Genomic DNA, 15,431 nt, shown 5'->3' on the forward strand with positions numbered 1-15,431 from the left:
TCACTCTTTAAGTGTATTATATGTATTAGTACACGTAATTGCAATAGTATTTCGAGGGCACTTTCAGTTTACAGGGAAATGGAAATGATTTGAATAAGACTTTGGACCGAGGTTTCTCCTCGATTTATCAGGTACATTGGGAAAGAGGCGACGAAATGATGAAAAAACGAATCGTGGCAGGCATTGTCGGAGGGCTTCTCGCTGGAGGGTTCTTCGTTTATACGACGATTGAAAAATCCGAGGCACGAGATGTATATAGTACTTATGTAAAAGAAACGTATCAGGAACAACCCGACATCGAACTGTCACGTGATTGGAAGATGGGCGGTTATGTCGGGGAAGTCACATTGACGAACGAACCGTTCGCCGGCACTTATTTTCTTGAGACGTATGGAGATGGCTCCATCCATGACAACGTGCTCGAGACGTATTGGGAACGTGAGGCGGAACGAACGATTCACGAGCGGCTCGTATCGGAAGGAATCTTAAAAAAAGAAGAGACCGTCCGTGCGGAGGTGCCGATCGGTGTGTCCGATGAAACACAAGCCAACGTCAGCCCGACCCCGACGTCTATCTATGAAACGAATCCGGAAACGTATCTCGACGTCTCAATCATGTTTCATGAAGACTGGAACAACACGGACGAACAAAAACAGCGCATTCTCAACGTCATCCGTGAAATCGAGTCTGACGTTTATTTGATCCATTTCTCGTTCGACGGGAAGCCAGGTGGCAATGACGACTATACAGAACGGTACATGATGTTCACGCGTGAAGCGTCTGATATCGACCCGTCATTCCTCGACGTGCGGACGATTGAGGATTTGAACGCCTACGACCGTCTTTACGGATTCGACGAGACGACGTTCATGACAGAATATCATTTTGATGGCACCCCCATCGAAGACGAGACGACACGATAATTTCGGTGTCGTCTTTTTTTGAGCGTTTGACTTTACAAGCAATCCGAAACGTTTTATCGTTTGACAAGTCAACGATTGATAAGTCAATTGAGAAAGGTGGGACGCAATGGACCTACGTGAAATCAGCCGATTACTTTACCAAATCAAGTTGGCGGAACAAAACGTCGCATCGTCGTTCGAACGGGAAACAGGATTCAGCCTGACCCGCTACGAGATGCTACAAGTCGTCAAAGAACGAGGCGTTTGTTCGCAACGTCTAATTAAAGAAGAAATGAAAATCGACAATGCCGCCATCACCAGACACTTAAAGATCCTCGAAGAAAAAGGATATGTCGTCAGAGAGCGGAACGCGGAGAACCATCGCGAGATGTTCGTTCGTGTGACAGAGAAAGCAGAGCAAGACCTCGGGCACTGCGAGCGAGACGAACGGGCCAACCACCTCGTCTTACAAGCCTTGTCCGCTGAAGAGATTCAACACTTATCCGGACTGCTTCAAAAACTGAACAGTCACGCCTAAACAGAGAAAGAAGGAATTCACCAATGGCAACTACATTCGAAAACAACACATTCAAAGACGTCATGTTCGGTCGTAAATCAATCCGTGTCTATGACGAGAACGTGAAAATCTCACAAGAAGAGATGCTCGAGATGATTCAGGAAGCAACGACTGCCCCATCATCGGTCAACATGCAACCATGGCGCTTCGTCGTCGTTGAAAGCCCAGAAGCGAAAGAGACGCTCAAGCCGCTCATCAAATTCAACACGCGTCAAAACGACACGTCTTCTGCGATGCTCCTCATCTTCGGAGACATGGAGTGCTACGAGTACGGCGAACAAATCTACGATCAAGCGGTCGCAGAAGGCAAAATGCCACAAGAAGTTCGTGATCAACAGCTCGGCGCAATCATCCCTTACTACAAAAACCTCTCGAAACAAGAGATGAACGACATCGTGAAGATTGATGCGAGTCTCGCAGCGATGCAATTCATGCTCACAGCACGTGCACACGGCTATGACACGAACCCAATCGGTGGTTTCGAGAAAGACCAACTCGCAGAAGCGTTCGGTCTCGACAAAGACCGTTATGTACCGGTCATGATCTTGTCTGTCGGGAAAGCGGCAGAAGAAGGTTACCAATCTGTACGTCTTGACGCTCAAACGGTCACTTCATTCAAATAATTTATTTAATAATCGGAGGAATCAACCATGATCTTAGTCAACGCCACATTTGACATCCAAGCATCACAACGCGAGAACTTCTTGCGTGACATCCAAGTCTTGATCGACTCATCAAAACAAGAAGCGGGCTGCGTCGGATATGACCTATACGAGTCAACGTCTGTCGAGAACCGTTTCGTCATGATCGAGAACTGGGAAGACCAAGCCGCTCTCGAGCAACACAACCAAAACCCGGTCCTCATCAACTTCGCACAAAACGTTGCGAACTACGTGTCTGCGAAACCTGTCGTGCAAGTAGCGGCGGTCAACTAATATGTCGACGCTCACCCTTGTGCTCGGGAGGCTCGTCGCCATAGAATTCTTCTACATCTTCTATTTAGAGACGATTGCGACAGCATCTTCCTCGACGTCACGCGTCTTCCGTCTATCGAGAGACGAACTGACGAGAGACTCAGTATCGGTTTTATTCAAAAATCAAGGCGTCTATAATGGATTGATTGGAGTCGGGCTCTTGTACGGACTCTACCTCTCCCCTAATCCAGTCGAGATTGTCACGATGATCCTGACCTATATCATTCTCGTTGCCCTATATGGCAGTATCACAAGTGACAAGAAGATTATCCTGACACAAGGTGGGCTCGCCATCTTGACGTTGATCTCGATGGTGATGTGATGACAGAAAAAGCGTTCGACCTGAGAAAAGGTCGGACGCTTTTTGTCATTCCAAATTCATAAAAAAACCGCCCTGACCGAAGTCAGAGCGGAATTGAGGTCTTATAAGACGAAAATCGCTGCAGATACACCGACGACACCGACGAGCGCCATCGCATATACCGGCACACGTGGCATTTCACCATTGTTATCGAGTGCTTTCCCGAACATGTAGAAGACGATTGGGTGCACGAGGAACGGCATCGAGAAGATGAGCGGGATGAGAAGCGAGGCTTCCGTCCCGAACATTCCGCCTTGGACCGCCGCGAACAAGCCGAAGTGCGAGATTGCTGACGATTGTGCCATCGTCGTGTAATCAAACGCAATTGTGCTGAACGCCAAGAGGACGAGACCACCGAAGACGGCCATCATCTGCCATCCGAACGAGAACTGCATAAGGGCTTTGACTTCTTTGAAGTCTTCCCCGTTCGCCGCGCGTAAGTTTTTCAACGCGAGCACCGTGAGAACGAGACCAATCAAGACGATGATGGCTGTCGGCCAAACCCAGAGCGCGCCGTTGTCGGCACTGACCGCGAGGATCGAGAAGACGAAGATATGTCCGAAGAACGGGATGTTGATCATGATTGGCGCACGTTTCGCCGCCACTTGACCGAAGTCCCCAGCCGTACACGCACCTGTGAGACCACTGTGTGAAAGTGACCCCGCCATACCTGGCGCGAGGTTACGAATGTGACCCGTACGAGCGAACCACATGATGAGTGCGATCCCACCGAACATCCAGAACAACTGACCGAAGAAACCGTAGACGAGAATCGAGTTCATGCCTTCGATGGCGAACGCGTCACCGATTCGTGAACCACCAACCATGAAGTTGGCAGCCAAGACGACCGGAATCCCTGCGAAGAGAAGCGCGCGGACAGTCGGTCCATACGTCCAGTTATGGAAGATGGCACCGAGTGCTGATGAAATCAACATCGCAAAGAAGATTTGCGGAAGTGCGATAATCGGCTGAACTGCTGTCGCAATCAAGAACGAGACGAACAAGATAACAAGCAAGAGGACTGTCTCGATGACACCTTTTTGCATGTATACTTTCTTGTCCTGAATCTGAGCTTTATGGTCGATGAGTAAGAACGACACCGCAAGACCGAGAAGTGCGAGGATTGGGTAGTAAAGCGCAATCCCTTCTGCCATACCTGGCTCGATTGCCATACGGAAGAATCCTTCCAAACCGACGAGCAAGAAGAACGAACGAAGGATAAAGATGAACTGCGTACGTCCTGTTCCGAGGAACATCTCCTCTTTTGCAGGAACGACGATATCTTCCATGTCGAGCTCTTGTTTGCTTAAGATTTTACGAAGTTCCTGTCCACCGACGAAGAACGAAACGATTAATGCGATGATTGTCGTCCGTGACAAGAAGTCGACGAGCGGGAATTCAGAAAGTCCCGGTGTCGCGATGCCGAGCTCGACCATACCGAAGCCGAGACCAAGACCGAAGATGACGATGACGAGGATCGGCGAGAAGCGCGTTCCAGCCACGACCATACGAGATAAAATGACCATTGGGATGATGAAGGCCATAAGCAACCAGAATTGGTTGATGAGTTGCATTTGAGATAATTGCTGTACAAGTTCCATTGACTAACCCCTAACATAATTTTTAGCACACAATATCGAAGTGTACAGGAATGAACATTATGTGACAATAGGGTGTGATGTTTTGTAAACATTGAAAGCGGAACCAAGTGAAATTGGTCCCGCTTTCGTTAGTTATTGGATTGTCTAAGACCCCAAATGCCTTTATTTCCCGTGGAATAAAAAAGGTCTTCTTTTCCGGTAAAGCTCGCTGAATCACTGGAATGCGCACGGATTTGTTTATTGACATGCCCTTTCCAATCTTTATATCGATCGAGCTCGAGTTGATAATACGATTTTTCGACATACGCATAAATGTCTTTTAAAGATGCAGTCCCACCATGGTGTTGGAGGGCGAATTGGATTTTGCGTAGTAATAGGCGTTTCACATTACCCCACCTTTCTACTTCTGTTTCATTTCAATGTAGTCTTCTAATTTGTTTTCAACCGCTAATTGAATAGCAGCATGCGCTTGTTTAGTCGGAATGCAGTACTCTTCTCTGACAATGAGTTTCCCATTCGCATTCTCAAATGGTGATTTACCTGTTCTTAGTGATTCTGTCGTCAAGGCTTTAAATGGTAGCGAATTTAGATGACGTTCGATTTCCTTCTGTGAGAATGATTCTTGAAATATTTTAGAGATGCCATTTAAAGAATGTTCTTCACTTTGCTTCCTTACCAAATCATAGTACTCTTTTGCAATCACATCAGCTGATAATGGGTGAAACCAATCTTCATATCCTCTGTTGAGCATGACTTGGATAACATTCATTTTATATGTACCTTGACGCGCAAAACCATCAATAAAGTTACAAAAAGACTGTATAGCAATCTCTGATGAGTTGATAGTTGTTTCCTCGTTCAGCATGCTCACCCTTTCGCTTTCCGACTAAAGTAGTAATGTAACCGAACATCTACAATTTGTTTCACCCATTTATAAACCACCGGATTACGGAGTCTCTCATTGAATTCGATATGCAAGGTTCCATCTTCTACATAAAACGGTCCTTTGGCAATTTTATCGAATGGCATTCGTAACAATAATTTTTCAATTCTTTGTTGATGGAAAGGTTGCTGAAAGTCTTTCGTCTTTCCATCAATCTGCTGACGATATGGTTTATTTTTAATGTAGTCATAAAAAGGAAGAGCGGCTTCAGAGGCTTTGAGTGGATTGTACCAATTCTCTTCTCCTCGTTTCAGCATAATAGAAAGTACAATCATTTTATAGCTTTTGGTCATGCTCGTGTATTCCACCTCGACTAGAAGCGACTTCACATCATTGTATATTATCGTTTCTTCCTCACTTAGTTCTCCGAGTTTATGCAAGAATCCGAAGAACCCACCAAGCTTTCTCCATTCGGAACGATACGCATCAATAGAGTACTCTCCTCGTTGGATTAATTCCATGTAGCTCGGGCGTCTACCCATTTCTTCTTTCACCATGAAATAATTTTGTTCAAGTAATTGCTGACGCGTTGAGGAACGTGTCACCATTTTCTTCAGTAAATCAACAGTCTGTAAATCAAACTCAATTGTACATGACGAAGGTAGATCAATCGTAGTTGGTAAGGAACTCACTGTATCCTGTCGGCTAGTCGTCAACAAAGCCAGTTTCTTATCAATATTTTTATAGTTCCCAATTAAATCGATAATCGTACAGTGCGTCTTTCCTTTTGATAGACGTAGCCCTCGTCCAATTTGTTGGGTGAATACTGTCAATGATTCAGTCGGACGACAGAACAATAGCGTATCGATTTCAGGAATATCGACACCTTCATTAAATAGATTCACTGCAAAAATGATGTCCAATTGTCCTTGCTTTAATTGGGCAATTACTTCCGTTCGATCATACTCGGCCTGACTATGAAGTGCTACCGCTTGTACTCCTTGCCTCCTGAAATAATCAGCCAAATATTCAGCTTGTATAACGGAAGAACAAAAGCCGAGTGCTCTCGATTGATGATGTTCTGCCCACGCCTTATAAATCTTCTCGGCAACACTTTCTTTTAACTGCTCTGCTAATAATTCCTCTTGATCATAACGACGTCCATTGATTAGTCGGATTTGAGAATAGTCGATTTCATCGTATATTCCTACATAATGAAACGGGGTTAAAAACGATTTTTCAATCGCTTCCGTAAAGTGCATCTGGAAGGCGACGTTATCATCACAAAGCGCATATACGTCTCCCCCGTCTAAGCGGTCAGGCGTCGCAGTCAAACCTAACAAAAATTTCGGCTTAAAATAATCTAATACACGACGATAGGACGGGGCTGCTGAATGATGAAACTCATCTACGATAATCAAATCGAATTGCTCTGGATTATATTGTTCCATTCTTTGTTTCGAAGCTAAAGTTTGAATCGAGGCGAACACGACATCAGCAGTTTCCTGATCTCGTGATTCACCTCCGAGTAATAGTCCGGTCTTCCAGTCGGTCGCAACATTGAGGAATGACTTTTCTGCCTGTAACAAAAGTTCTTTTTGATGCGCGACGAAAAGGACACGTTTGAATTGACGAGCAAAAAATGCACTCAAATATGTCTTTCCTAATCCGGTCGCCAAAACAAGCATCGCCTTTTTCCGACCTTCCGCCATCGTTTCCCGAAGTGCCAACAATGCTGCGTCTTGAACAGATGTCGGTGTAATCGAATCATCTTCTATGTAAACAGGAGAATGTTCAGCGACCTCCAGTTCTTTCATTCTATCCTTCCGCGCTTCATACTCTTCACGATAAGGCTGTAAGGAGACTAGATTCATCATTTGCGCATATTCACTATAAAATAATTCATGGAACGCAGCGACTGACTCTTCAAACACTTCTTCTGATACACTCGAAGGAATTTCAACATTCCATTCCACTCCATGACTGAGCGCGCTATGTGATAAGTTCGACGACCCGACAAAAAATGTACCGCTATTGTATGTGCGGAATAAATATGCTTTTGGATGGAACGACCTTCCCTTTGAGCGATAGAGCCTGAGCTCGATGTTCGGGATTTTCAGAAGCATATCCAGCGCATCAGGGTTGGTGAGATACAGATAGTCTCCCACTAAGATTCTGACTTGCGCACCGCGTTCATCCGCTTTTCTTAACGAAGCGGATAATTCTTTCACTCCCGACACTTGAGCAAACGCGACGACCATATAAATTTCAGTCGCCGCGTCTATGTGTTCTTTTAAAGGGGTGCCGAGGTTGCTTGTATGGAGTCGTAAATCACTCATGATCCAGAACCTCTTCTAAAAATAGTCCTTTTTCAAATCCGCCTCGTTTTTTACGTTTCTCTTCACGAATCTGATTCAATTCATCAAAGTCTGCCCCATGCATATTTCCGAGTGTATAGACCAACTCCAAAATGTCAGCTAACTCTTCAAGAGACTCTTCATCAATGTTCGTTTCTTCATACTCTTTGATTTCTTCGTATAGTTTTAATCGTGCTTGCTCAAAGTGTTCGGCTTGAGTAAGTTGCTTCACAATCGGGATTTTTCCTGATTCGTGAATGATTTCAGGGATACGGTCACGGATGAGTTTGTTGTATTTAGGCATTGTATTTCTCCTTTCACTCTATTTATCAGAAAGCTAACTTCACTAGGAGTGGTGGTCAACAAACTCAGATTACGGTTCATCACCATAGTCTCTTTTCAAAACAAGTTCCATTTTCTTCAAAGTGAAAAAAGCCCATGACGCTCTCCTCGAATAGAATGCAGTCACTACATCATACATTTAGACAGAGGAAATATCATGAGCTATACCCATCTCACCACAATGAAACGTGTTAAAATAGATATTTAGCTAGAGCTAGGGCCCACAGCGAGACGAATCGAGACTTACGAAGAGACGCTACAAGAGGGCGAAGTCCAACTACAGCACCAAGACGAAGCTCGACGATACACCTCGCCGGATAATCATCAAAAAGCTGCAGGCTACTTGATTGCTGGAACAGACTCGCGGTCACCTCTACACAAGCAAAATCGCCATCTCCAACATCTATTGTTGGATTTATTAAAGGACAAATTGAAGTGTCCTCGACTGCGCTGCGCTAGAAGGTGAAACGCCCAGAGGCCGTCAAGACGCGATGGGAATCAACGATTGCCTTCTTCGGACAGGGGCAATGAAAGACATACTTAGCGACGTTCACCGAGGGAAAGAACCATTTCTATCTTACCCTGCCGGACCAAACGAAGGCGACGACTGACCGGCTCAAAGAGTTCAATGGTCACAAGCGCGTCCTAGCGACGCTCAGAGTACCGATGTATTTCGCCAATCCGTACTCATCTGGCAACGAAGAAGAAACGAGAACGCCATTAGATTCCTCCACAAGTTCTTTCCAAAAGGAAAGGACTTCGCATAATACATGATGAAATCACGGACGCGCTCGCCAAGATTAACAAGCGACTGTGAAACCGCATACGAGGTCTTCTACGAGAAAGTGGTGCGCTTAATTCGATAAACCTTCATTTATATTAACTTTCATTACGTTTATCAGCTAATTTTCGGACTGCCGGAGTACACATCGCCATCTGTATTGTATGTTAGTGTAAACACCATATCTGATAACCATTTCTTAAAAGAGTCGTTATCATTGTACTGCTTAAACACTTCCATGTTGTCAGACATAAGGTTAATGACAGCTCGATTTAAGGCTTTTTGGCTCTCAATTTTTGCATTTTGCTTATCAGAGTTTTTCATCGCATTCTGATAATCTTTATCTTTTGCGACAATTTCCGGGATAGCAGCAATATGTTTCTTAACCTGGTCTTCGTCCCTCCAAGGTATATTTCCAAAGAGGTCATGGAAGGTTTCGAGAATATTGCTCAGTAAATCCAACTCTACTTCTGATTTCCCACCCATTGCCGATGTAGGTACTGGTGCAATTTCATACTCTTCCTTATCCTCTAGTACAATTGACATTTTAGCTTGTGCTTCGGCCCTGTAACTATCTAAGTCAATGGCTTCGAGGATACCAATTGATAGGTCTTCTTCTTTTGGTGCAGGTAGCTTTGGTATCAAGAAGTTTAGGAAGATTGAAAGTCTTTCCCACTCGGGGTTCCCATAAGGTAAAATGGATGCCAAAAATCCGTACGTGCGTACAAATGCCTTCGCCTTACTCTTGAAGTCAATTTGACCATCTTCATCCAAATCATCTTCATAATGCTTTGCACAGACATCAAGAATTGGGTCTAACTTATCTCGTTCCGCTCCATTAAGGTACAGCTCAACTAGGTTTTCAATATGTGTATCTGTGAAAACATGATATCGTCTGATGTCACTTTCTAAGTCATTCAACTTATCCGGGTCAGTCTCTTCTGAAAGCACCGTTGTTTTATAATACTTGGAAAAAGCATCTTGAATCGTAATTGTTTCATTTGCAAAGTCAAGTACGAACGTATCATGTTTCTGTGGATGAGCTCGATTCAAACGAGAAAGAGTTTGAACTGCTTTAATGTCTGTCAACACCTTATCAACATACATCGTATGAAGAAGCGGCTCATCGTAACCTGTTTGGAATTTATTTGCCACAACAAGGAGACGGTATGGGTCCTTTTTGAGTTTTTTCTCAATCTCATTACTCGGGAACCCATTAACTGAGCTCTCTGTTACCTTTTTCCCACCGTACTCGTGCTCACCTGAAAAGGCAACAATCGGTTTAAACTGACTTTTACGTTTTTCTAGATATGCAGATATTGAATAATAGTACTGGATTGCTCGTTCAATGCTGCTAGTTACAACCATAGCACGAGCATGACCACCAATTTTTCCTTTTGCAATCACTTGGTCATGAAAATGGTCTACCATAATTTCAGACTTTAGTTCGATTGCTTTTTCATTGGACTCAACGTACTTTCTCAGCTTTTTTTGTGCCTTCTTTTTGTCAAATTTCGGGTCATCTTCTACTATCTTGGCAATCTTATAGTAACTCTTAATTGGCGTATAATCTTTTAATACGTCCAAAATGAAGCCTTCCTGAATGGCTTGTTTCATCGTATAGACATGAAACGGTCGATGTTTAATCTTTCCGTCCTTTGGATAAGGAACACCAAACATTTCAAGCGTTTTATTCTTTGGGGTTGCTGTGAATGCAAAGTAACTCGCATTGTTAAGCATTTTTCTCCCCTCTAGTATCTTTAAAATCTTATCTTCTGTCGTTTCATTTTCCGCATCTTCGTATTGGTCAGAAAGTGCCATATTCATTTTGGCCGACATGTTTCCACTCTGACTAGAATGAGCTTCATCAATGATGATAGCAAACTTGTTTTTTCGGTGTTCGTTTCCGATGTCATCAAGAATGTACGGGAATTTATGCACGATAGTGATGATGATTTTTTTACCGTCTTGAAGTAGTTCCCTTAAGTCTCCCGAACTCTCTGCATGCCCCACGGTATTCGATACCTGCATAAATCCTTTGATGGTATTCTTAATCTGCTTATCGAGATTAATTCGGTCAGTGACAACGATAACTGAATCAAAGAAATTCTTACCGTCTTTTGACAATGAAACCAGTTGATGAGCAAGCCAAGCAATCGAGTTCGATTTTCCACTTCCTGCACTATGTTGGATAAGATATTTTTGACCAACACCCTTCTCACTGACATCAGCCAGGATAGACTTTACACCTGCTAATTGGTGATATCGAGGGAAGATTTGGGTACGCTTTACCTTTTTAGTTTCTTGGTCTTTCTCCTCAACAATTTGTGCATAGTTCTCAATGATATTTGCAAGTTCACTCTTCACAAAAATTTGTTTCCAAAGATAGTCCGTCTTGATTCCATCAGGATTAGGAGGATTCCCAGCTCCATTTTTATATCCTTTGTTAAAAGGGAGGAACCAAGATTTCTTACCGTCAAGTTTCGTACACATGCGGACTTCATTGTCATCAACTGCAAAATGAACCATACATCGTCCAAATTGAAAGAGTAATTCACGAGGGTCCCGGTCTATCTTATACTGATAAACCGCATCCTCAACATTCTGCTTCGTCAGTTGATTCTTAAGTTCACATGTAATGATAGGAAGACCGTTAAGAAAGATTACGAAATCAAGAGCGAGTTTCATGTTGTCTCTCGAATACATCAACTGTCTCGTTACACTAAATACATTTTTTGCATACAGTGCTTTGGCTGTTTCATTTGCTTCAGAAGGGGTCAGGTAAAATAAATCGAGTGTAACTGGATAGATTTTCAGTCCGTTTCTTAAAACTTCAATTACACCATTTTTCGTAATTTCTCCTTGCAAGCGATTCAACAACTTTGCTTTGTTGCTATCGCTTTTATAAACTCCTAACATCTCTAACTTTTCTTTTTGAGTATCCTCTAAAAACCGAAAAAAACGTGTCTCATCTATTGCATAGTCTTTATTGTAGTCACTGTTTTGCCCTTGCTCATATCCATTTTGATTCACAATATGGTTAACAATCAATGTCTCTAGTCCTGATTCTCTGGTGTTGGTTGCCATTAAACCTCACACTCCTCGCCCTCTAAGACTTCCTCCATTTCAATCACTTCTTCGTTAACTTCTTCAAAATCGACCTCATTTACATTATTATCAAACATAATATGACGTACATCTACTTTTCCTGTAACAACATCTGAAATAAGTCGGTTCTTGTACTCAATAATTAAATCAATTTCCCGTTGAGTATTAGATATAGTACTGTCAATCTTTGAAATACTTTCTTTAATAAAAGACACAATTTCAATCTGTTCTTCAAGTGGTGGTAATGGCACTTTCACACGGAGAAATCTGTCAGTTGAAATAACTTTTCTTAAACCAGTATATAAAGGTTTTAATGCTTTTTTTTGGTCTAAAGAGAGATAATAGTAATATAAATAATCTTTTGATTGTCTTGCTTTAAAAACTGTATATGCACCTGTAATCATTCCAGTTAAATTTGATAGCCCAATTGTACGGGGAGTTTCATCAATATCAAAAAGACAAAACACAAGGTCGTTAACATATACTTTTTGATATGTGGAAAAATCTGATGGGAATTTTCCCTTTCCGTTATCCAAATCTCGAGGAATAATACCATTTGTGGTTAATGATAAAAGCTTATAATTAACATGGTTTTCTCCTACCGTCTCTTTTCTAAGACTTAAAAGGTTTTTATTCCGTGTTATTTCCCAGTGTTCAGGAATATCTTGTACCCACTCAATTCCACTTGATTTTAGCTTGACATTTTGGTTAATACCTTTTGTTACTGCCTCATTAATTACAGCTTGTTTCTGCTCTTTTAATACAGAAATGAGTTTTTTCTTGTCTTTTATAAATTTATTTATTTTAACAAGCTGATAATCAAGGTAAGTTACTATTTTGTCTTGCTCTTCTAACGGTGGTATAGGCAGAACAATTTCTTTAAAATCATTAACATCTATGTTTTTACCTTGCCTAATACCAGTTACATTTCTTTGAAGCTCTCCTATAAAAACATGACTTTTAAATAGATACTTGTAATATTGTTGATTTTGGTTTGTTCGTTCTTCTAAAATATTATAAGCTGGACTAACTATTCCTCTATATTTTGAGTATTCTAATCCGCCTTGAAAAGAACGCAAACTAATAACAAAATTTCCTTCTTTAACAAGTTTAAATGTATCTAAATTTCCCGTCGGCATTACAACTCTTGTTTTTAATAAAGAACGAGGAATAACTCCTTGACTTTGTGTTGCTGATAATAATTGTTCGTATTGATGATTTTTAATAGATGTTTCAATAAACAATCGTTTTGATTTTGCTTCTGACCAATGTGTTGGGATTTTCTCTAACCATGATTGTTTAGCTTTTTTATATTCTTCATAAGGTTTCAAATTAGTTTCCAACTTCCTTTACCCCCTTATGATATCCTGAAGCAATCCATCTGTTTGAGCCTCTAGTGCTTTAATATCAGCAGAAATTTCTTCAAGAGTCCGCAATTGTACAGGCTTGTAAAAATATTTTGTAAAACTTATTTCGTAACCAATTTGTGTTTTACTTTCATCAATCCACGCATCAGATGTAAAAGGTAGTATTTCATCCTTAAAAAATTGCTCAATTCCACCAACGTGTAGTAAAGGAATTTGCTCTGTATCTCTTAAATTACTATCCGCTTCATACTCTACAATGCAATTATCCCCATTAATAATTACATTGAAAAGGCCAACTAAAGGGTTTGATTCAATTTTTTCAAGTTTATGAATCTTTTTAATGACTTTTTCAGCACTCTCGTCGACTTTTGCAAGATGATTTTTAATCATATTAAGCCTTTTTGCTGGTAGCTTCTCATTCAAGTCTTTTGCAATCTCACTTAATTCAATAACAAATTTGTTATAGTCTTTTACAATAGAGTAATTGTATTTTTCTGCTGTTTTTTCAATAATTTTAGCAAGCATTTTGTCCTTATGTTGCTCACATAATTTTATAAACATCATTAAGTTCTCTTTTGCTAGGTCTACACTTAAGCGTAAAGGTCGTTCAACCGTTATCTTGTGGTAGCCAAATTCTTGGTTAGCAAAAATCTGCGAGTGTTCTGTAGCCTCAAAGTTAATTAACATCTCTGATATTTGTCCTCTTAATTCAGAAGTCAACTCGCAACTTTTTTTTCCAAGGTTTTTACGAAGAGGGCTTTTTAAGCCAGTGGCATCAATTAGCTGTACCTTTCCTCGACGGTGAGGCGCTTTTCTATTAGTAACCACCCAAATAAAAGTGGCAATTTCAGTGTTATAAAACATATTCTCAGGCAATGCTATTATGGCTTCCAACCAATCATTTTCAATAATATATCTTCTAAGATTGCTTTCTCCTTGTCCAGCTTCACCAGTAAAAAGGGAAGAGCCATTATGTACTTCGACAATACGACTCCCAAGTTCTGTATCATGTTTCATTTTACTTAGTTTATTTGCAAGAAATAGCATTTGCCCGTCACTAGAACGAGGAATCATTTTAAATTCGGACTCTCCGTTATGGGTTACAATAAAACGTGGGTCCGAAATATCAGCCTTCCCACCTAGTCGCTCCAAATCCGTTTTCCAGCTCTTTCCGTATGGTGGATTCGATAACATGAAATCAAAGTTAAGCGTTGGATACCCATCATTTGATAATGTCGAACCGAACGCTACATTATCATCTTGTAACGATTCACCTTTAATTAATAAGTCTGCTTTTGTTATCGCATACGTTTCTGGATTGATTTCTTGTCCATATAAATATGTGTTGATTTCCTTGCCGTATTCTTTTGCCAATTGATGCAGACGCTCGTCAGCAATGGTCAACATTCCACCAGTTCCACATGCTCCATCGTAAACAAGATAAGGAGCATTTTTGATTTTATCGGCAATAGGCAAGAAAGTAATGTCTGCCATAAGTTCTACAACATCACGAGGGGTAAAGTGTTCTCCGGCCTCCTCGTTGTTCTCTTCATTAAAACGGCGAATAAGCTCTTCAAAGATGACACCCATCGTATGGTTATCAAGTCCCGGTATCTTAACATCGTCATTATCATCTAATATTGGTTTTGGACTTAAGTTAATAGTAGGGCTTACAAATTTCTCAATTACAGCACCTAAGATATCCGCTTCAATCATCGTATCTATCTGATTACGAAACTTAAACTTTTCAAGAATTTCTTGTACGTTCGGTGAAAAGCCATCTAGATAAGCAATAAAGTCAGCCTTCAATTGTTGCTGCTTAGCACGTGACTTCAAGTCTTTAAGAGTGAAAGGTGACGTGTTACAGAACGATTGCCCTGCTACACTACATAGAGCATCTGTTTGATTAATAACACCAGCTTCATCTAGATTTTTTTTCATCTGTAAAACCGCATCTTTTGTTGGTTCTAAAACAGCATCCAAACGACGAATAACGGTCATTGGCAAGATAACATCTCGATATTTCCCACGCACATATACATCTCTAAGGCAATCATCAGCAATGCCCCATATAAAACTAACAATTTGATTATAAGTCTGATTGTTCATTTTAACTTCCTCCAAATAAATGATACTTAGCACAATTCTATCATATAAATTGTTTATATTTTTGAGATT

The 15,431-nt window shown here is 41.3% G+C and carries 13 protein-coding genes; 5 read left to right on the forward strand and 8 right to left on the reverse strand.

Going from position 1 to position 15,431, the window contains the following annotated elements; translation table 11 throughout:
• Positions 1 to 158: 158 nt before the first annotated feature.
• The 5 genes from KNP62_RS09235 to KNP62_RS09255 all read left to right on the forward strand — a co-directional run bounded on the left by KNP62_RS09235 (position 159) and on the right by KNP62_RS09255 (position 2,775).
• A complete protein-coding gene (locus KNP62_RS09235; RefSeq protein ID WP_251125651.1) occupies positions 159 to 923 on the forward strand; it encodes a hypothetical protein in 765 nt (254 codons plus the stop codon).
• Between the two features lie 106 nt (positions 924 to 1,029).
• A complete protein-coding gene (locus KNP62_RS09240; protein ID WP_214691163.1) occupies positions 1,030 to 1,440 on the forward strand; it encodes a MarR family winged helix-turn-helix transcriptional regulator in 411 nt (136 codons plus the stop codon).
• A 23-nt stretch (positions 1,441 to 1,463) separates the two neighbouring features.
• Complete coding sequence (locus KNP62_RS09245) at positions 1,464 to 2,102, forward strand: nitroreductase family protein (RefSeq protein WP_214785313.1); 639 nt, start codon at positions 1,464 to 1,466, stop codon at positions 2,100 to 2,102.
• 27 nt (positions 2,103 to 2,129) lie between these two features.
• Positions 2,130 to 2,414, forward strand: coding sequence for a putative quinol monooxygenase (locus KNP62_RS09250; protein ID WP_026826548.1), 285 nt, complete (start codon positions 2,130 to 2,132; stop codon positions 2,412 to 2,414).
• 1 nt (position 2,415) lies between these two features.
• The gene (locus tag KNP62_RS09255) at positions 2,416 to 2,775 is read left to right on the forward strand and encodes a DUF1304 domain-containing protein (protein WP_214785314.1); all 360 of its coding nucleotides are present in this window, start codon (positions 2,416 to 2,418) and stop codon (positions 2,773 to 2,775) included.
• Positions 2,776 to 2,876: 101 nt separating this feature from the next.
• Here KNP62_RS09255 and KNP62_RS09260 read toward each other — a convergent pair whose 3' ends face one another.
• The 8 genes from KNP62_RS09260 to KNP62_RS09295 all read right to left on the reverse strand — a co-directional run bounded on the left by KNP62_RS09260 (position 2,877) and on the right by KNP62_RS09295 (position 15,362).
• Positions 2,877 to 4,415 (reverse strand): hypothetical protein, encoded by a 1,539-nt coding sequence (locus KNP62_RS09260; protein WP_214785315.1) that lies wholly within the window; start codon positions 4,413 to 4,415, stop codon positions 2,877 to 2,879.
• A 128-nt stretch (positions 4,416 to 4,543) separates the two neighbouring features.
• Positions 4,544 to 4,801, reverse strand: a complete 258-nt coding sequence (locus KNP62_RS09265; protein WP_015881071.1) for a hypothetical protein — start codon at positions 4,799 to 4,801, stop codon at positions 4,544 to 4,546.
• A 14-nt stretch (positions 4,802 to 4,815) separates the two neighbouring features.
• Positions 4,816 to 5,280, reverse strand: coding sequence for a hypothetical protein (locus KNP62_RS09270; protein ID WP_214785316.1), 465 nt, complete (start codon positions 5,278 to 5,280; stop codon positions 4,816 to 4,818).
• 2 nt (positions 5,281 to 5,282) lie between these two features.
• Complete coding sequence (locus tag KNP62_RS09275; protein ID WP_251125652.1) at positions 5,283 to 7,637, reverse strand: DEAD/DEAH box helicase family protein; 2,355 nt, start codon at positions 7,635 to 7,637, stop codon at positions 5,283 to 5,285.
• Positions 7,630 to 7,959 (reverse strand): nucleoside triphosphate pyrophosphohydrolase, encoded by a 330-nt coding sequence (locus KNP62_RS09280; protein WP_214785317.1) that lies wholly within the window; start codon positions 7,957 to 7,959, stop codon positions 7,630 to 7,632. The genes KNP62_RS09275 and KNP62_RS09280 overlap by 8 nt, the downstream gene beginning before the upstream one ends.
• A gap of 936 nt (positions 7,960 to 8,895) precedes the next feature.
• Positions 8,896 to 11,865: a type I restriction endonuclease subunit R gene (locus tag KNP62_RS09285; protein ID WP_214785318.1), complete on the reverse strand. Its 2,970-nt coding sequence runs from the start codon at positions 11,863 to 11,865 to the stop codon at positions 8,896 to 8,898.
• A complete protein-coding gene (locus KNP62_RS09290; RefSeq protein ID WP_214785319.1) occupies positions 11,865 to 13,229 on the reverse strand; it encodes a restriction endonuclease subunit S in 1,365 nt (454 codons plus the stop codon). Before KNP62_RS09290 ends, KNP62_RS09285 begins: the two co-directional genes overlap by 1 nt.
• A 6-nt stretch (positions 13,230 to 13,235) precedes the next feature.
• Positions 13,236 to 15,362: a type I restriction-modification system subunit M gene (locus KNP62_RS09295; protein WP_214785320.1), complete on the reverse strand. Its 2,127-nt coding sequence runs from the start codon at positions 15,360 to 15,362 to the stop codon at positions 13,236 to 13,238.
• Between the last annotated feature and the right edge of the window lie 69 nt (positions 15,363 to 15,431).

Origin of the sequence: Exiguobacterium sp. s183 (assembly GCF_018617655.1) — a bacterium.
GTDB lineage: Bacteria > Bacillota > Bacilli > Exiguobacteriales > Exiguobacteriaceae > Exiguobacterium > Exiguobacterium aestuarii_A.